Origin of the sequence: Pseudomonas sp. SM4 (assembly GCF_051913165.1) — a bacterium.
Lineage (GTDB): Bacteria > Pseudomonadota > Gammaproteobacteria > Pseudomonadales > Pseudomonadaceae > Aquipseudomonas.
The window spans coordinates 143,534-162,096 of the sequence record NZ_JBODOE010000013.1 but is presented as its reverse complement, the minus strand read 5'-3'; the positions used below and the strand labels follow the sequence as shown (position 1 = coordinate 162,096).

General features: G+C 61.2%; 16 protein-coding genes. All 16 read left to right on the top strand.

Annotated elements, in window-relative coordinates; genetic code table 11:
* Positions 1 to 326 precede the first annotated feature (326 nt).
* The 16 genes from ACQ4MY_RS23060 (at position 327) to ACQ4MY_RS22985 (ending at position 18,526) form a co-directional block, all read left to right on the top strand.
* Positions 327 to 1,679 (top strand): UDP-glucose dehydrogenase family protein, encoded by a 1,353-nt coding sequence (locus ACQ4MY_RS23060; protein WP_008084483.1) that lies wholly within the window; start codon positions 327 to 329, stop codon positions 1,677 to 1,679.
* On the top strand, positions 1,676 to 2,713 hold the full coding sequence (locus ACQ4MY_RS23055; RefSeq protein ID WP_440096584.1) for an NAD-dependent epimerase: 1,038 nt from the start codon (positions 1,676 to 1,678) through the stop codon (positions 2,711 to 2,713). The genes ACQ4MY_RS23060 and ACQ4MY_RS23055 overlap by 4 nt, the downstream gene beginning before the upstream one ends.
* 18 nt (positions 2,714 to 2,731) lie before the next feature.
* The gene (locus tag ACQ4MY_RS23050) at positions 2,732 to 3,478 is read left to right on the top strand and encodes a sugar transferase (RefSeq protein ID WP_008084479.1); all 747 of its coding nucleotides are present in this window, start codon (positions 2,732 to 2,734) and stop codon (positions 3,476 to 3,478) included.
* The gene (locus ACQ4MY_RS23045) at positions 3,478 to 4,125 is read left to right on the top strand and encodes a CpsD/CapB family tyrosine-protein kinase (RefSeq protein ID WP_008084477.1); all 648 of its coding nucleotides are present in this window, start codon (positions 3,478 to 3,480) and stop codon (positions 4,123 to 4,125) included. The genes ACQ4MY_RS23050 and ACQ4MY_RS23045 overlap by 1 nt, the downstream gene beginning before the upstream one ends.
* Before the next feature lie 21 nt (positions 4,126 to 4,146).
* Positions 4,147 to 5,172, top strand: coding sequence for a polysaccharide biosynthesis/export family protein (locus ACQ4MY_RS23040; RefSeq protein ID WP_008084475.1), 1,026 nt, complete (start codon positions 4,147 to 4,149; stop codon positions 5,170 to 5,172).
* Positions 5,173 to 5,188: 16 nt separating this feature from the next.
* On the top strand, positions 5,189 to 6,781 hold the full coding sequence (locus ACQ4MY_RS23035) for a GumC family protein (protein WP_440096583.1): 1,593 nt from the start codon (positions 5,189 to 5,191) through the stop codon (positions 6,779 to 6,781).
* Positions 6,778 to 7,869 carry a glycosyltransferase family 4 protein gene (locus ACQ4MY_RS23030; protein ID WP_440096582.1) on the top strand — a complete coding sequence of 364 codons (1,092 nt, stop codon included), beginning with the start codon at positions 6,778 to 6,780 and terminating at the stop codon, positions 7,867 to 7,869. The genes ACQ4MY_RS23035 and ACQ4MY_RS23030 overlap by 4 nt, the downstream gene beginning before the upstream one ends.
* Positions 7,866 to 9,239, top strand: a complete 1,374-nt coding sequence (locus ACQ4MY_RS23025; RefSeq protein WP_440096581.1) for an O-antigen ligase family protein — start codon at positions 7,866 to 7,868, stop codon at positions 9,237 to 9,239. The genes ACQ4MY_RS23030 and ACQ4MY_RS23025 overlap by 4 nt, the downstream gene beginning before the upstream one ends.
* Positions 9,236 to 10,204, top strand: coding sequence for a glycosyltransferase (locus ACQ4MY_RS23020; RefSeq protein WP_008084468.1), 969 nt, complete (start codon positions 9,236 to 9,238; stop codon positions 10,202 to 10,204). Before ACQ4MY_RS23025 ends, ACQ4MY_RS23020 begins: the two co-directional genes overlap by 4 nt.
* The gene (locus ACQ4MY_RS23015) at positions 10,197 to 11,333 is read left to right on the top strand and encodes a glycosyltransferase (protein WP_440096580.1); all 1,137 of its coding nucleotides are present in this window, start codon (positions 10,197 to 10,199) and stop codon (positions 11,331 to 11,333) included. The genes ACQ4MY_RS23020 and ACQ4MY_RS23015 overlap by 8 nt, the downstream gene beginning before the upstream one ends.
* A gap of 13 nt (positions 11,334 to 11,346) precedes the next feature.
* The gene (locus tag ACQ4MY_RS23010; protein WP_008084464.1) at positions 11,347 to 12,348 is read left to right on the top strand and encodes a polysaccharide deacetylase family protein; all 1,002 of its coding nucleotides are present in this window, start codon (positions 11,347 to 11,349) and stop codon (positions 12,346 to 12,348) included.
* Positions 12,345 to 13,652, top strand: a complete 1,308-nt coding sequence (locus ACQ4MY_RS23005; RefSeq protein ID WP_440096579.1) for a lipopolysaccharide biosynthesis protein — start codon at positions 12,345 to 12,347, stop codon at positions 13,650 to 13,652. Before ACQ4MY_RS23010 ends, ACQ4MY_RS23005 begins: the two co-directional genes overlap by 4 nt.
* A complete protein-coding gene (locus ACQ4MY_RS23000; RefSeq protein ID WP_440096578.1) occupies positions 13,649 to 15,571 on the top strand; it encodes a hypothetical protein in 1,923 nt (640 codons plus the stop codon). The genes ACQ4MY_RS23005 and ACQ4MY_RS23000 overlap by 4 nt, the downstream gene beginning before the upstream one ends.
* A gap of 313 nt (positions 15,572 to 15,884) precedes the next feature.
* On the top strand, positions 15,885 to 16,574 hold the full coding sequence (locus ACQ4MY_RS22995; RefSeq protein WP_440096577.1) for an N-acetyltransferase: 690 nt from the start codon (positions 15,885 to 15,887) through the stop codon (positions 16,572 to 16,574).
* A 4-nt stretch (positions 16,575 to 16,578) separates the two neighbouring features.
* Complete coding sequence (locus ACQ4MY_RS22990; RefSeq protein WP_440096576.1) at positions 16,579 to 17,763, top strand: GNAT family N-acetyltransferase; 1,185 nt, start codon at positions 16,579 to 16,581, stop codon at positions 17,761 to 17,763.
* Positions 17,735 to 18,526, top strand: coding sequence for a ChbG/HpnK family deacetylase (locus ACQ4MY_RS22985; RefSeq protein ID WP_440096575.1), 792 nt, complete (start codon positions 17,735 to 17,737; stop codon positions 18,524 to 18,526). Before ACQ4MY_RS22990 ends, ACQ4MY_RS22985 begins: the two co-directional genes overlap by 29 nt.
* The last annotated feature ends 37 nt before the right edge of the window (positions 18,527 to 18,563 follow it).

Here is an 18,563-nt window from a genome sequence, read left to right as displayed (position 1 = left end):
CACCCGGCCATCAAAGCGCAAGAAATGGCTGACTTTTCGATAAAGCGTCAAAAAAACGTTGACTCAAATCTGACACACTCAAGTTGCTGAAAGCCTTTAATTTCGCGGCCTTCGACCGTTTATCGCTTTCTTTTAAATGTGAAAAAAGCGTCAAGCACGGGACAAATCCAGTAATAGCAAGCACTTGATGGCCAATCGCCCCCAAAATTGGGGCTGTTATACAGGTGCAACATGTCATTTTGCTGACACGCTTTTCCCACCCTGCGCTATACCCCTTTTGACAGTCTCATTTCGAACTCTTCCACCGTCTTACGAGGCACGCCAATATGGACGTGAGCGTATTTGGTACGGGCTATGTTGGCCTGATACAAGCAGCGGCACTTGCCGATGTTGGACATCGCGTTTTGTGCGTGGATATTGATCCGAATAAAATCAAGCAACTGCAACAAGCAGTTCCTCCGATTAGTGAACCGGGCTTATCCAGCACACTGGAAGAAAACATTAAAGCCGGGCGCTTATTGTTCAGTACCCAGGCCAGCGATGCGGTCGAGCACGCCGAGTTGATCTTCATCGCCGTGGGCACGCCTGCCGATGAGGATGGCTCCGCCGACCTCAGCCACGTGCTCAACGTTGCCCGGCAGATCGCCTCGCACATGGAGGCCGATCGCACGCTGATCATCAAATCGACGGTGCCGGTCGGCACGGCGGATCAGGTGCTGGCCGCTGCCAACAGCGAACTGCTGCTTCGCGGTAAATCCGAGCTGAACGTGCGCGTGGTCTCCAACCCGGAATTCCTCAAAGAAGGCAGTGCCCTCGCCGACTGCATGCGCCCGGACCGGATCATCATCGGAGCCCGCGACGACGCGGCGCGCGAGCAGATGAGTGAGTTGTACGCGCCGTTCTGCCGCAACCACGAAAAATTGATGTTCATGGACAACCGCAGCGCCGAGCTGACCAAGTACGCGGCCAACGCGATGCTCGCCACGCGCATCAGCTTCATGAACGAGCTGGCCAATCTCACCGAACTGCTGGGCGCCGACATCGAAGCGGTGCGCAAAGGCATCGGCTCTGATCCACGCATCGGTTACCACTTCATCTATCCGGGCTGCGGCTTCGGTGGCTCGTGCTTTCCAAAGGACCTGCGCGCCCTGCTGCACACCGCCGAACACAACGGCATGCCGCTGAAATTGCTGCGCAGCGTCACCGACGTCAACGACCTGCAGCGGCACATTCTGTTCAGCAAACTCAAAGCACAGTTCCCGCAAGGGCTGGCCGGCAAGTCCATCGCGGTCTGGGGCCTGGCGTTCAAACCGAACACCGATGACATGCGCGAAGCGCCAAGCCGTTATCTGATGGACGCGCTGTGGGCCGAAGGTGCCAGCGTGCAGGCCTATGACCCGGAAGCCATGTCCGAATGCCGCCGCCTCTACGGCTACCGCAACGATCTGCACCTGTGCGCGACCCGCGACGACACCCTCGAAGACGCCGATGCGCTGGTGATTTGCACCGAGTGGAAAAACTTCCGTGTGGTCGATTTCGAATTGCTCGCGGAAAAGCTGCGTTCGAAGGTGATCATCGACGGCCGCAACCTCTACAACCCGGAACAAGTGGCCGCCGCCGGCCTGCATTACAGCGGCATCGGCCTGCGCCACATCGCGCCCGAAGGACTACGGCCATGAAGATTCTGGTCACCGGTGCGGCCGGTTTCATTGGTGCTCATTGCGTGTTGCGGCTGATGCGCGACGGGCACTCGGTGGTCGGGCTGGATAACTTCAACAGCTACTACGACCCGCAACTCAAGCACGACCGCGTGCAATGGGTGCGCGAGCAGGTCGGCGATTTCCAGCTCGCAACGGTTGACCTGGCCGATGCCTCGGCCATGGAAGCGCTGTTTGTCCGCGAACGCCCGCAAGTGGTGATTCACCTCGCGGCGCAAGCCGGGGTGCGTTATTCGCTGGAAAATCCACGGGCGTACCTGGACAGCAACCTCAACGGATTCCTGAACATTCTGGAGAGCTGCCGGCATCACCCGGTCGAGCATTTGATCTACGCCTCGTCGAGTTCGGTGTACGGCGCCAACCAGCACACGCCGTACTCGGTGAAGGACGGCGTCAACCATCCGCTGTCGCTGTACGCCGCCACAAAAAAAGCCAATGAGCTGATGGCGCATAGCTACAGCCACCTGTTCGGCATTCCCTGCACCGGCCTGCGCTTTTTTACCGTGTACGGTCCTTGGGGCCGGCCAGACATGTCGCCGATCCAGTTCGCCCGGGCGATCAGCGAAGGCGAGCCGCTGAAGCTGTTCAACTACGGCGAGCATCAGCGCGATTTCACTTACGTCGACGACATCGTCGAAAGCATCGCCCGCCTTATCGAACAACCACCGCAGGTCAACCCGCAGTGGGATCGCGAGCAGCCCGACCCGGCCAGCAGCATGGCGCCGTGGCGGTTGTTCAACATCGGCGGGCAGCACCCGGTCGAGCTGAAAACCTATCTGGCGCTGATGGAAAAACACCTCGGCCAGAAAGCCCTTGTCGAGCTGCTGCCGCTGCAACCGGGCGACGTGCTCAACACCTGTGCCGACGCCAGCGATCTGGCCCTGGCCACCGGATTCCAGCCACGCATCGAGCTGGACGAAGGACTTGGACGCTTCATCGCATGGTTTCGCGACTACTACCCAACTGCCTATCGCCCACGCGCCGCTCGCGGCTGAACATCAGCGGAGGACTTTATGACTGGACATGAAAAAGGTGTACCGATCCAACAACTGCAGCGCGACAAGCGCATGGATCCGGAACAACGAATGCGCCTCGATGCAGCGATTCACCGTCAGGGTCGCGGCTGGTTTACCGGCCGTGACGGCGGTCGCCCATGGCAGCTGTCGCGCACCAACCGCGTGGTCGCCTGCCTCGGCGCGCTGACCATTCTGTTGCTGATTTCGCCGCTGTTGCTCGGGCTCGCACTGGCCATCAAGTACTCCAGCAAAGGCCCGGTGATGTTCGTGCAAAAGCGCACTGGTTATCGCGGTCGCAAATTCGGCATGTACAAATTTCGCACCATGGTCGCCAACGCCGAAGAATTGAAAGAGTCGCTGCGTCACCTCAACAAACACGGTGCCGACGCCATCGACTTCAAGATTGACCAGGACCCACGCATCACCGGCATCGGCGGTTTTCTGCGGCGCACCAGCCTCGATGAACTGCCCAACCTGATCAATGTAGTGACCGGCGACATGCGCCTGGTCGGACCACGTCCGACCTCGTTCAACGCCTACCGCTACAAGGACAGTCACCTCGCCCGTCTGGCGATCTACCCCGGCATGACCGGCCTGTGGCAGATCTCCGGGCGCAGCAATATCGACTTCGACCAGCGCGTTGAGTTGGACCTCAGCTATATCGCCGAGCAGAGCCTTTTGCTTGATCTGAAGATTCTGTTGAAAACCCCCTTCAAAGTATTCAGCGGCCACGGAGCAAGCTAATGGACGGTTCAACCAACAAAAGCCTGAGCATTGCCAACCCCAGCGAATCGAACCTGACCTCGACCGTGCTGGATCTCGATCTGCGGATCCTGTTCCTGACCGCCGCCAACCCCGGCGCGGGTACGACCACCAGCGCACTGGCGCTGGCCAGCCAACTGGCGCAAATGAGCAGCGGCCAGGTGCTGCTGGTCGACGCCAGCCAGTCGGCGAGCAACCTCACCCAGCAACTGAACCTGAGCAAGGAACGCGGCCTGCGCGACTTGCTGTTCAACCCGGACAACCCACCGTTGTTGCAGGATTGCGTGGTGCAGGTGTCGAGCCTGCCCTTCCACGTGCTGCCCAACGGCCGGCCGATCCGCACCATGGAACACCTGACCGCCGAGCGTCTGAGCCCGTTGCTCGATCAACTGGGCAGCCAGTACCGCTTTGTGGTGATCGACGGCGACGCGGTGTATTCCGCCGCCGACACGCTGGTGATCAGTACGCAAGTCGATGGCGTGGTGTTCGTGGTGCGCGCCGAAGACACCCGCTGGGAAGTCGCCCAGGCCGCCGTGCAACGCCTGACTCAGGCCGGGGCGAAAGTGGTCGGCAGCGTGTTCAACCGGCGCAAGTACTACATGCCCAAATGGCTTTACAAAAACCTCTAAGCGAACGCGAAGGATGACGCCATGAACGCCAAGATTCTTGTGCTGCTGATGCTGCCGCTTGCAGGTTGCTCCAGCACCTCCGAAACCCAGAACATGCCGGTGAATATCCTCACCGCCACGCCGGCCAACGCCCAGGCGACTGATATGCCGAAGATCGAGCAGACCCTGCGTCCGCAGGATGTGCTCGACGTGATCTTCCACATCAGCACCAGCGGCTCGGACGCTTACCGTGTGCAGTCAGGTGACCAGATCGGCCTTAACTTCACCGCCGCCAGCCAGCTCAACGGCAATCAACTGGTGCTGCCCGACGGCACCATCGAACTGCCGGGCGCCAACACTTCGGTGAAAATCGCCGGGCTGACCAGTGATCAGGCGCGCGAAGAAATCCAGCGTGCCTATCAACGTAAACAGCTGTTCCAGCCCAATCGCAATCAGCTGACCGTGCAGATCATCAGCCCGCTGACCAATGAGCAGAACCTGAAAAGCGCGCTGAATCACCCGGCCACCGGCATGAGCCGCGAGATCACTGTCGGCACTGACGGCTACGCAAGTTTTCCGGAAATCGGCGCCGTGCCGCTGCAAGGCATGACCGTCAATCAACTGGAAACCTTCCTCAACAAGAAATACGCGCAACTACCGGGCCGGATGACCGTGGACGTGCTGCTGAAGTCCACCGCCGGCAACGAAATCTATGTGCTCGGCGAAGTTGGCCAACCGGGTTCCTACCCGATCCGCCGGCCGGTCTCGGTACTGGAAGCGCTGACCCTGGCCCGTGGCACCAACGTCAAGGCACGCCTTGATTCGGTGGTGATCATGCGCCGCAACGGCAATCAGGTGCAGGCGGTGCGTTACGACGTCGAGAAGGCCCTGTCGGGTGAGGCGCCGCAAATCGCCTACCTGCAACCGGACGACATGCTCTACGTGCCGAAAACCAAACTGGCCAGCGCCGGCGAACTCGCCCGACAACTGGCCGACGTGGTGCTGTTCCAGGGCGTCGGGTTCAGCTTCGGCTACCGCGTCGACAACAAAGACAGTGACAGCAACTAACTCTCAGGTGACCGACATGAATCCAAAGGAAAACTACCTGCACGAGTTCTTCAGGATCTTCTTCGCCAACAAGCAACTGGTGAAACGGGTCTTCCTGATCTTTGCAGTGATCGCCCTGCTCCTGCCACTGGTGCTCAAACAGAGCTTCGATATCACCGCGCAGGTCATCGTGCAGTCGAAAAAACTCTCCCAGGGTGACGCCACCACGTCACTGACAGTGGACAACGCCACGTTCATTCCGCCGTCGCTGGCGGACATGGAAACCGAGAGCAATATCCTCCGTTCGCCGGCGCTGATCCGCCAGACCATCAGCGAACTGCGCGACAAGGGTGAGTACACACCTTCGCCGGGCATCTTCAGCAAACTGGTGGCCGACCCGTTCAAGCGCTACGTCAGTTCGCCGCTGCGCCAGTACGTGATCAACCCGGTGCGCAATATGCTCGGGCTTGAGACCGATCCTGTGCGTGACACCGCGCTCGATGCCTTGACCCAGCAGGCCATCGACAGCCTGAAAATCGAGACGCTGCCAGGTTCCAACGTGATCTCGATCATCTACAGCTTCCCTGATCCGCATCAGGGCACGACGTTTGTCGCCGCCCTCTTGCAGAACTATCTGGTGAGCCGTCAGGCCCTGCAATCAATCGACTTGCCGCAGTCCTTCTACGAGTCGAAAAAGCAGGTCTACCAAGTGCGTCTCGATGGCCTCGAAGGTAACCGTCAGGCCCTGCTGGAGAGCGTTGGCTCGTCGGATCCGAAGGAAGAAATCACCTTCCGTCTCAACGCGATCAACACCGAAGAGCAGGCGCTGAACCTGTACCAGGATCGTCTGCTGCAGAGCCAGCGCTGGCTCGAATACTTGAAAACCAGCCTCGCCGCCGCGAGCAATAACAAGCTCAACGACTACACCTTCCCCTACACCTTCACCACCACCGTCGACAACGTGGCGTTCGAGGATCGGGAAATCAAACAGCTCGGTGAGCAACTGACCACACAGGTCAGCCGCTACATGAACGATCTGGCAGTGTTTCAGCCGAGCAGCGAACCGATGCTGCTGACCCGTGAGCAGATCTCCCGCACCCGCGGACAGTTTCTCAAAGTGGTGAGCAACCGCATTCAGGAACGCACCAACGATCTGGCGGTGGTCAAGCAAGTCATCGATCAGAAAACCGCGCGCATCGCTGACTTCAAAAACCGCATCCACGAGTTGCAGCAGACCCAAAGCAAACTGCGGCAGATGGACACCGAGATCGATGCGATGCATGCCGCATTCTCGACCTACGCCCAGCGCTTTGCCGAAAGCAGCACCACCCGTTCGCTCAGCGACGATCTGTCCAACGCCCGGGTGCTCAGCCCGCCGTTCGAACCGACCGAAGCGGCGTTCCCGAAACCGGGCCTGATCATTCCGTTCGGCTTGTTCACCGGGTTGCTGCTGGCGATTGCCCTGGTCTACGTGCGTGAGTTCTTTGATCACCGTTTCAAACACCCAGCGCAAATCAGCCACGAACTGGGCGTGCCGGTGCTGCTGGTGATCAACGATCAGAACGCGCTGCCAAGCAATCCGCACAAGAACTGGACCGTGCCGAGCTTCCTGCACTGGGTGCGCAATTGAACACCGCACCCTCCCCTGTGGCCGCGCTGCCGATCATTCATTTGCTCAGCAGCGGCGGTTTCTATGGGGCCGAGCGGATGTTGCTGGATCACTGTCTGGCGACGCCGGGGCAGCATCAGGTGCTGTTCCTCGACGCGCCGCCAGAATTGATCGCGCGCTTTCGCGAGGCCGGGGTCGACTGTCGTGGCTGTGCCGGGCTTGGGGAGTTGCTGCGGCACTTGCGCCAGCGTCGCGGTGAAAAGCCGTTGATCAACACGCACAATTTCAAGGGCCTGTTGTTCGGCTGGGTCGGCGCGACGTTATGGCGCCTGCCGCTGGTCATCACCCAGCACGGGTTTACCCCGCGCAGTCGCAAACAGAAGTTCTACACCTGGCTCAGCCTGCAACTGTGCCGCACCGCGTCGGTGGATCGGGTGGTGTGCGTGGCGGAAAGTATTGCCACGCTGCACCGTCAGGCCAGCGTGCGGGCGGATAAGTTGCAGGTGATCCCCAACGGTTTGCCGGCGGCGGCAGCCATGGTGCCGGATGCGAATCGGCAACGCTGGCTGGCCGGTTACGTAGGTCGTTTGAGCAGTGAGAAAGGCCCGGATCTGTTTCTCGACGCGCTGATTCCGCTGTGTCATCAACATCCGCAACTGGATGCGGTGATGCTCGGCGACGGCCCGGAGCGCGAGGTGCTGCAGGCGCGGATCGACAACGCCGGTTTGCACGAGAGGATTGGCTTGCCCGGTTATCAGACCGCCATGCAACCGTGGTGGCAGCAACTCGATGCGCTGGTGATCAGCTCGCGCACCGAAGGCACGCCGATGATTTTGCTCGAAGCCATGCAGGCCGGGGTGCCGGTGGTGGCGTTCGGCGTCGGCGGGATCCCCGATGTGCTGGAACATCGGCACAGCGGTTTACTCGCCACACCGACCGACTGCGCGGATCTCACCCGCCAGCTCGACACGTTGCTGAGCGAGCCGAAACTGGCCCGGCAACTGCGCGACAACGCAAAACGCACGCAACAGGATCGCTACGACCTCAAGGCCCTGGCCGAGCGTTGGTCGCAGCTGTACATCCGCACGGCACGGGAGGCACGCGCATGATTTTCCCGCTCTCGATCGTCAGTTTTCTTGGCCTGGTCTGCATCGCTTTGCTGGCCAGCCCCTATCCGTATCTGGCGCCGGGGGCGGTGCTGGGCCTGGTCGGTTTTGCGGTGTTGTACCGCAAGCCGACCTGGGGCCTGCTCGGGATTGCCGCGCTGGTGCCGTTTGAAGGGTTCTTCAAGGACAGTTCAATTTCCGGGAGCAAATTGCTCGGGGCCGGGCTGGCGGTGATCCTGATGCTGCAACTGGCGCTGCATCAGATTCCCTCGGAACGCTTGCGCAGCAATATCTGGCGTTTCCTGATCTGGTTCATGCTGTTGTACTTCCTCAGCCTGCTCAACACCGATGATCTGGGCATGTCGCTGGGGCATCTGCGCGAGCTGAGCGTGGGGCTGATTCTGTTCGTCATCACCCTGTTGATCGGCCGCGAACTGAATCTGGATCTGTTTGCCCGCCTCGCCACCCTCGCCATCAGCACCACCTGCGCAATGGCGATGTTCTCGGCCAAATTCCAGGACCAGGGCCGCGCCGCCGGGTTGCTCGAAGACCCTAACGCCTTCGCGATGCTGATTGCTTTCGCCATTCCATTGGCCCTGCTGCTGGTGATCCGCAGCCCGAACCTGCTGCACCGCTTGTTCTGGGGCGGTTGCTGCCTGCTGTTGCTTGGCGGCATGACCAAAACCGAATCGCGCTCGGGTCTGGTGGTATTGGCCTTGAGCCTGTTGATCGGCTGCTGGCACTACCGCACGCAACTGACGCGGATTCGGCCACGGCATCTGGGCTTCGCCATGCTCGGCGCGGCCATCGTGATTCCGTTGGCGATTTACGCGATGCCCGCCGGTTACCTCGCGCGGATTCAGTCGCTGAGCGTGTTGAGTGCCGGTGCCAAGGGCCACAACGACGAATCCCTCGGCCGCCGCGCTTCATACATCGTGGTCGGCAGCCAGATGATCCGCGAGAACCCGCTGCTGGGCTCCGGCCCCGGCACCTTCCCGCTGCACTACGCGACCACCGGTTACGCCAAAGCGTTTTCCGCCAACCGCAAGATCGGCGACTTGTACCGCCGGGCGCACAACACCTATCTGGAAATTTTCAGTGAATTGGGCGTTCCTGCCGGATTGTTGTTCGTCGGCATGCTCGGCCTCGGTCTGTACAACCTGATTCGCGCACGGGCGGCGTGGATGTTGCGCCGCGATTCCTATCAGGCAGACCTGATGACCCACATGGGCGTGAGCTTCCTGTCGCTGACCCTGTTCCTGATGTTCCTCAGCGCGCCGAACCAGAAGTACGTGTGGATCATGCTCGCGCTGACCAGCGTACTGCGCCTGAAAGCCGAGCAGGCGCCATTGGCGATGGAGGTGAAGGCATGAGCCTGATCAGTATCGTCATCCCGATGTTCAACGAGGCCCGGCACATTGGCCGCACCTTGCTCGCCGCACAAAAAGCCGCGTTCGCCGCCAATGTCGAATGTGAGCTGATCGTCGTCGATAACGGTTCAAGCGATGATGGCCCGCACATTGCCCGCCAGTTCGGTGCGACGGTGTTGGTATTGCCGGGGTTGTTGATCGGCGCGTTGCGCAATCGCGGCACGGCCATCGCCAGCGGTGAGTGGCTGGCGTTCATCGATGCCGACATCGAAATGCCGGAGAACTGGCTCAAGCCGTTGTTCGACATCGAGGCCAGCGGCCAGGCCGATGTCTTCGCCCTGGATCTGCACACGCCCGCCGAAGCGCCGTGGTACGCCACCGCCTGGCAACGCCGGACCTTGCGCGTGTCATCGCAGACCTCGCATGTGGTCGATTGGCTGCCCAGCGCCAACCTGCTGATGCGTCGGCGCTGGTTCGACAAGGTCGGTGGTTTCAACGAAACCCTGCGCACTGGCGAGGACAAGGAATTCACCCTGCGCCTGCACGAACAGGGCGCGCGACTGCTGTCGATCAATGACAACGTCGCCCTGCATTGGGGTTACGAGATGAACTGGCGCGAGTGGATGGGCAAGGAATTGTGGCGTCAGGGCAGTCATCTGCAACTGCTGCGTACCCATGGCTTCAGCCTGCGCCTGCTGCGTTTCCCGATGCTGTCGCTGTTCGTGTGGTTGCTGGATTTTCTGGCGATTTCGGCGCTGCTCGACGGCTTTCCGCATCACGCGGCCGTCATGGTCACGCTGACACTGATACCGGGGCTGGTGCTCAGCCTGCGCCAAAGTTTCAAACACCGGAACATCGGCCTGACCCTTCAACTGTGGGGCCTGCACTGGGTGCGTCTGCATCTGGCCGGCGCTGCATTCATTTTGAGTCTGTGTCATTGGAACGCCAGGAGGCCTGCCCGTGGCTGAGTTCATTTTCTGGATGTGCCTGTTGCTGCCGGTCTACGCCTACGTCGGCTACCCGCTGCTGCTGACGCTGGTCGCGCCGCTGTTTCCGGCCTGGCGTCACACCCCGGCGCCGCCGCTGCATGTCAGCATCGTGATTGCCGCACACAATGAGGCGCGGCATATCGAGCACAAGTTGCGCACGTTGCTGGCGCAGGACTATCAGCCAGCGACCCTGCAGATCATTCTTGCCAGCGACGGTTCGACCGATGACACCGTGGCCTGCGCGCACAAAATCGTCGACTCGCGCATCACCATTCTCGACCTGCCGCGTCAGGGCAAAGCCGCAACGCTGAATGCCGGCGTAGCCCTGAGCACTGGCGACATTCTGGTGTTCACCGATGCCGATAACCAATGGTCCCGCGAAACCCTCGGCTACCTGCTCGCACCGTTGAATGATCCGCAGGTCGGCGGCTGTGCCGGGCACATGGTGATCCCGGTCACCGGCGGTGGCTTGAGCGTTGGCGACAGCCTTTATCGGCATTACGAAGGCTGGTTGCGCCGGGTCGAGAACCGCACCGGTTGCATGGTTTCCGCCGACGGCGCCCTGCTCGCCCTGCGCCGCGAGTTGTTCCAGAACGTGCCGGCCGAGGTCAACGACGACTTCTTCATCAGCACCTGCGCGCCGGTCGCGCACAAACGCATCGTCTACGTGCCTGAAGCGCAAGTGATCGACCATGGCGTGGATGAGGCGGACAAGCAATTCCGCCGCCGCCAACGCGTCACCGTTGGCGGTCTGCAAAGCCTCGCCCAGCGCCGCGAGCTGCTCAATCCGCTGAAATATGGCCTGTATTCGATTGCGTTGATCAGCCACAAACTGATCCGCCGTCTCGCGCCGATCCTGTTGCTGCCGCTGTTGCTGAGCAACTTCTGGCTGTGGGACGACCACGGTTTCTATCGCCTCGCCCTGATCGCGCAACTGTTCGGCTACGCCATTGCGATTGCCGGGCTGCTGGATTCGCAACACCGCTTGCCGAAACCCTTCCGCCTCGCCGCGTTTCTGCTGGTCACCCTCGCCGGGATGAGTCTTGGCCTGTGGCAGTTCCTGCGCGGTCAGCGGTATGCCCAGTGGAATCCTGAACAGAACCGTTAAGAGGACCGAAGCCATGGCGATCAAACAACTACTAAAACGCACCAGTGGCTGGCTCTATCTCAACTCGTCGATGGGCCGCAACCAGTTGCACGGCGCCGGGGTGATTCTGATGCTGCACCGGGTGCTGGCCAACGACCGCGCCGCCGACCTGCCGCACCGCAACGAACTGTGCGTGGGGCCGAAAGCCTTCGAGCATTTGCTGGTGTGGCTGCGCAAGCATTTCGATTGCGTGCCGCTGATGGAAATCCTCCAGCCCAACTCGCTGCGCACCGAGCGTCCGCGCGTGGCGCTGACCTTCGATGACGGCTGGCGCGATAACGCGGTCAATGCCTTCCCGCTGCTGCAAAAACATCAGGTGCCGGCGAGCATTTTTCTCTCCACCGATTTCATCGGTAGCCGCCAGCGCTTCTGGTGGGAAAGCCTCGGCGAAACCCTGTGGGGCAGCCACGGCGACAAGGCGCGGATGCATTTGATCGAATGCCTGCACAGCCTGCATCACCCGCTGCCGGTATTGCTTGATGACATCGACGTCGACCGGCGCAGCCTGGCGCTGCTGCATTACCTGCAAGGGTTGAAGTCGATTGACCCGCAGGAGCTGGAACGGCTGACCGATGAGTGCCCGCAGGAGTCACAACCGCAAGCACTGGACTGGCATCAGGTGCGTGCGCTGGAGGCCTCCGGTCTGGTGCGTTTCGGCCCGCACGGTGCCAGTCACGCGATCCTCACCGGCCTCGACGATGTGCGCCTGGACGAAGAAATCACTCGCAGCCGCGATGCCCTGTACAACGGCTGCAACCGGCCGCTGCCGGTGTATTGCTACCCCAATGGCGACAACGACGAGCGCGTGCGGCAACAGATTGCCAATCATGAATATCCGTTTGCGCTTGGCACCGGCACCGGCATTTATCGCGGCGAAAGCGATCCGCTGAACCTGCCGCGTTTTGGTGTCAGCCAGCGCACCGCACGCAATCCGGAGTTGTTGTCGTGGCGGATTTTTCGCGGGACGCGGCCATGAGCCGAAGCAACTACCTCAAGCATCTGGCGCTGAGCATGGGCACCAAACTGGCGATGATCGCCCTGCGTTTGCTGCGCAACGTGCTGCTGGCGCGGATTCTCGGGCCGAGTGAGCGCGGGCTGTTTGCGCTGCTCAGCACCCTGCCGGATCTGATCAGCGCGGCCACCAGTGGCGGCTTGAATTCGGCCGTGGGTTATCAGGCGGCCAAGCAGCGGCCGATGGGGTTGTTGCTGAGCCAGGTGTTGGTGTTCGGCTGTTTGCTCGCGGCGTTGCTGACCTTGCTGGTGGTGGCACTGGTGCGTGAATTCGGTAGCGAGCTGGATGTCACGGTGCAGCTTGGCTTGCTCGCCTGGCTGTTGCTGCTGGCGGTGCCGCTGACGGTACTGAAAAGCGGCTTGCTGACTTTGCACAACGCCTCGGGTGGCGTGGTTGCGTTCAACGCCTTGCGTCTGGTCGAGTCGCTGGCGCCGCTGCTGCTGTTTCTTGCGCTGTTCTGGATGTGGAAAAGCGCCGCCCTCGAAGCGGCGCTGATCAGTTGGCTGGCCGGGATCAGTCTGGTGGTGCTGGCCGGTTGGGTCTGGCTCAAACGTGCGCAGCCATTGCAGTTGCAATGGGACCGCGCCAGCCAGAAAGAACTGCTGCGCTACAGCGCGCGCAGCCATCCGGATCTGTTGTTCCAACAAGTGATCCTGCGCTCGGATTATCTGTTTATCGGCGCCCTGCTCGGCAGTACCGCGCTCGGTCATTACGCGATGGCCAGCGCTGCCGCGGAACTGCTGCTGATCGTCCCGGAAGCGGTGACCACGCCACTGATGAAACGCCTGTTGCAACAGGACGAAGGCATGGACAAGGTCACGCCGCTGGCCCTGCGCCTGACCGCCACGGTAATGCTCGGCGCCTGCCTGACCATGGCGGTGATTGGCGAATGGCTGATCGTCACCTTGTTTGGTGCGGTGTACCAACCGGCGTATCCAGCCCTGCTCGCCTTGCTGCCGGGGCTGTTGGGCCTTTGCTACGCGAGCATTTTGCGTCTTGATTTACTCGGCAAGAATCGTCCTGGCACGGTGTCGTTACTGATGGGCTTGGGGGCTCTGCTCAATCTGGCTTTGAACCTGGTGATGATTCCGGCTTACGGCATCGTCGGCGCGGCGGCGGCTTCGTCGATTGCTTATCTGGCGGTGACGGTGGCGATGCTGGTGCTTTACTGCCGCTTGAGCGGTGTGCCGTTCTGGCAAGTGCTGATCATTCTGCCCCGCGACCTCACGCCGATGTGGCTGATGCTGCAACGCCGGAAAACCGCATGAAAGGCCTGGCCCTGTTGCTCGGTCTCGGCCTGTCGCTGGACGCCTTTGCCGCGTCGATGCGTTGGGGCGAAATCCGCGACGGCAGTCTGTATCTGCAAGCGGATCGTCCGGACACGGTGACCGTACGCTGGACGCCGGCGTGGCAGGCCGGGGCCAATGAAGAGCATGTGTACCTGCTCGACGGTCAGGGCAAACTAACGGGTGATCGGTTTATCAAGGCCAGCGAAGTACGTGGCAGTCAGAGCTGGCCATTGTTGCCCGGCGCGGCCAGTTATCGGCTGGAGATTCCCGGCTACAGCTTCCGCAATTATCGCGTCGAGCATGACGAACGCACGGTCGCGTTGTTCGCCCCGGCGAAAGTGCATTTCAGCGCTGATACGCACAATGGCGACGAGTTGTATTTCAAGGTTGCGCCGGGTGAGCACGCGGTACTGGCCGGCAAGTTGCATGGCGGTGTCAGTGGTTTGCAGGCGCAGCGGGTTGGCGATGATCAGCAACTGACCCTGGCGCTGAAACCCTATCGTGCCTATTGGCAGTTTGATCAGGTTGCGTTGCCTGTCAGCGAGCGCGAACAGATCTGGCGCCTGCGTTTGCAAGGCAGCGGCAAAGCGGCGTTCTGGCTCGATGGCACGGCGAACCTGTTTGCACAGAACCCGCAGCAACTGAAACCGCTGCGCGAAGACGCCGGGCAAACCCGTTTGACCCTGCACGATAAAGTCCTCGGGCGCACGCCGGATCTGGGCATCGCCCTGCCCTACGTGATGCCGCCGCCCGCCAGTCACGCGGCGCTGGATGCGCTGAAACCGACGGCAGCGAGTTATTACAGCTTTGTTGATGTGATGGCGAAGTATCCGCATTTCGAAGACGCGTTCCGTCAGGTGTACCAGGAGCGCTTCGGCATCAAGCAGGACATCACCTTGCTGGCCGGCAGTCAGCGTCAGGCCGATCTGCGCGCCGATGTACAGAGCAACAGCGGCCTCGATGCATGGCTGGCCGGGACGCGTGCGCTGGGCGGCAAAGGTACGCACTACATTGGGTTTGCCGACGAGCCGAACCTCAATTACTCCAGCTACGCGCAGTATCAGGCGATCTTCACCAGCATGGCCCGGCAGGTACGCAGCGACCCGGCGAATGCCAAGGCCGGCGTGCGCATTGCCATGCCGGCCAGTTCGCGTCTGGTCAACGGGCCGTTCGCCGACAACGCGGCGGGCAAGCGCGGGATCGATTGGGCGCGGCGTTTGCTCAGCGAATCCGGCGATCAGGTCGATGCACTGGCGTGGCACGAATGGATGATCCGCGACCTGCTCGCCACGCGCGTTTATCGCGACAGCGTGCGCCGTGCCGCCGAACTGGTTGGCCTCGACAGCCAAGGCCAGCCGCGCAAAGCCTTGCTGCTCGATCAGACCAATATGTCCAGCGGCTCCAGCCTCAGCCCCTACGATCAGGAAACCCACTACGCTTCGCTGTGGTGGGCGTCGGTAGTGATCAACGCTTCGCAGGATGGACTGCTGAGCATGCTCAGTTGGTTCCAGGCTGCCGATGAGCCGCAGTATCCCAAGGGCATGTTGCGGGTTTCGGCGGATGAACAACGCTTCGAGCTGAAACCCGTTGGCCTGGCGCAGCAGTTTATCGCTGAGCACTGGCTGCATCAGGTGCTGTGGCTGGAGAACGACTCCTTTGAAGTCGATGTGCTGGCGATGGCCGGCGACGATCAGCGTGGCTTGCTCGGGGTGAACAAAGGCACGCGCCTGCAACGCATGAATCTGAGCGGCGCCAAGTGCCCGCTGAACAACGGCGCCCTACGCTACTTCGGCGCTGACAACCGCAGCCGCGACGCACCGTTCACCTGCCGCGATGGACGCGTCAGCTTTGATCTGCCAGGCCAGACCCTGTTTGCACTGAGCTGGATCGCGTCATGAAGCCAATTCCGAACAATCATGAGAAAGGCCAGGCGAACCTGAAAACTGTGGTGATGAAGCTTTTTTATGAAGGGAGTTTGTGGTGATGGAAGTTGTGTTGAACAGTTTTTGTGGCGAGGGGATTTATCCCCGATGGGCTGCGAAGCGGCCCCCGCTTTTCAAGTTAGAGAAGCGACGACTGCTACGCAGCCGATCGGGGATAAATCCCCTCACCACAAAAGTTCATCACCACAGAACCCCGTTACCTCAGGAGCCTCACCACAAAAGCCTCACCCCACAGGGTTCGCCGTGCCAAGGTTCAGGAGTACACACCATGGGCATCGTCAGCAAACTCAGCGAACACATCAAACAAAAAGGCCTGCGCGCCACGTTGGCGAAAGCCTGGAAACACTACATCTTTTCCCACCAGGAACTGCTGTGGATGGAGCGCGATCTGGTCAGCCCGGTGCCGCCGCACAGCCTCAAACCCTACCCGCCGTTGCGGGTGGTGAAGATCACGCCAGACAACGCCAGCGCCTTCGCCCGTTACTTCGGCGACCGCGTCGGCACCATGGCCGAACTCGCCAATGAGGGCCACACCGGGCACATGCACCTGGACGATCAGGGCGATGCCGTGGCGTTTATCTGGGGCAGTTCGCGGGACTATTTCGACCGGCATTACTACGGCTGCCTGTTCCCGGTGAAACCCGGCGAGTTCTTCGAGTTCGGCGGCGAACTGACCCGCGCCTATTGGGGCACAGAACTGTCGGTGGACCTGCAACTGGAGCTGTGGAAAGCCATGGCCGCGCAAGGTTGCGACAAGGTCGTCGACGTCTGCGAATTCCACAACATCCCGGCGCTCAAACTGCACTTGCGCATGGGCTACACCGAGCAAAACCGCATCATGAATGTGTACACCCTGTTCGGTCGCTGGCGCTTCTACCGCGAAAGCCGCTACAGCGGCTCGCGTCTGGATGCGTTGCGCAAACCGTCCCGTCCACCCGTAACAGCCACGGCGGCCTGAGCCTATGCTGACGCGATTTGAATGGCGCGCTTCACTGTGCGCCGCCGATTTCCCCGAAGCAGCGTATGAAGCGTTGCGCTTGCGGGTGACGGATCACACGCCGTTCAACAACCTCGGTTGGTTGTGCGCGGCCGAGCAGGCCCTTGGTACGGATGAGCGGTTGCACATCCTGCTGGGCTGGGAAGCGGACGAATTGCGTTTGTGTCTGCCGCTGGTGGCAAGTCGCGAGCGCTTTGCCGGCGTGCCGTTTCGAGTGCTGCATCACTTGGGGTATCCGCTGGCAGATCGCTTGGCCCTGCTGTCGTTGCTCGACCGTGAGGACATGCACAAGGCACTGGTGTTGATTCGCCAACGTCTGCCCCATGCGCTGCTGCAACTCAATGAACTGTCCGAGCCTGCCGGTGAAGAGAGTGCGCTGACCGAATGGATGGCACGCAGCTCGACCGCTGAGCGACGTTTGAGTTGTCGGGTGCCGGTGCATCTGATCAGCGAGGCCGATCATCAGGAAGTCTCCGGCGATCCGCGCTACAAGCTGCGCCGCGCGCGCAAGCGAATTGCCGCGTGTGGTGCCCAAGTGCGCAGGATCATTCCCGATGCGACAAGCATGGGGCCGTTGTTGCAAGCCATCAGCGAAGTCGAAGCGGTGAGCTGGAAAGGTGACGAAGGCGTGGGGATTTTTGCCAGCGAACACAGCCGGCAATTGATCGAAAGCGCCTTCACCGCCCTCGCCGGCCAAGGTCTGGTGCACGTGGTGACGCTGGAGCTGAACGGCCGCTGCATCAGCTATCGCCTCGGCTTGCTGGAACAGGGCCGGCTCTACGATTACAACCTCGCCTTTCTGCCGCAATACGCCGACCTGGGCAGCGGCCGGGTGCTGCTGGAGGAATGGATTCGCTGGGGGCTGGACGACAACTGGCGCTGGATCGATGCCTCGCGGGTCAGCCTGGAAAACTCCAGCCATCAACTGCACGAACGCATGACCGGGCAACTTGAGCACTGGCGCTGGAGTTTCTATTCCTGGCGGCCAAGTGGCCTTGTGCTCGGTCTGGGCTTGCGCCTGTGGCATCGACTCAAACCGCACGTGCAAGCCTGGCGCGCGCGGCGTGCCGAGCCGGCGAAACCACCACTGAAACCTGTCGCGGTCACCACGGAGGGCGAACATGCCTCGCCAAGTCATAGTCAACGCTGACGATTTCGGCCTCAGCCCGAACGAAAACGCAGTGATCTTTGCCGCGTTTCAGGCCGGGGTCATCAGTTCTGCCACCGCGATGGCCAACATGCCGGCGTTTGAAGCGGCATGTGCCATGGCCCGACACCCGACGTTGCAAGGCCGGGTCGGTTTGCATTTCAACCTGACCTACGGACGCCCCCTGAGCCAGGCGATTCTTGCTCGCCGTACCTTTTGCGATGACCACCGCGTGTTCGACCTTAGCCTGCCGCGCCACAGCCTCTGGCTCGGCCGCGAAGACCGTGACGCGGTGCATCAGGAGTTGCAGGCGCAGTGGCAGCGTTGCGTCGACCACGGCATACGCCCCAGCCATATCGATTCGCATCAGCACGTGCACAACATCTGGCCGATTGGCGAGATCGTCGCGCGGTTTGCCGCACAGCAAGGTGTGCCGATTCGGCTGGCGCGTAACCTGGGGCAGAACCTCAATCTGCCCAAGCGTGTGTTCAAGGGATTGCTCAATTGGCGTCTGCAGAGTCTGGCCGGTATCACCGCTGACTATGTGTGCACGCCGATCGACCTGCGTAACGACAGCGCGCCGACCGACGGCGTGCTGGAAATCGTCGCGCACCCGACGCAACTCGGCGCCGACTTCGGTGACGCCTACCTCAACCCCGAAGAATCCCTGAGCCGCGTGCTAGAGCAGCGGCTGGCAGGTGTTGCACGGGTTTCCTACACCGATCTGAACAAGGATTTTCTACGCGGTGCCGCGGCACTCGATTGAGTTACATACCTTGCAATACTTTCGAAGATGGCACTTT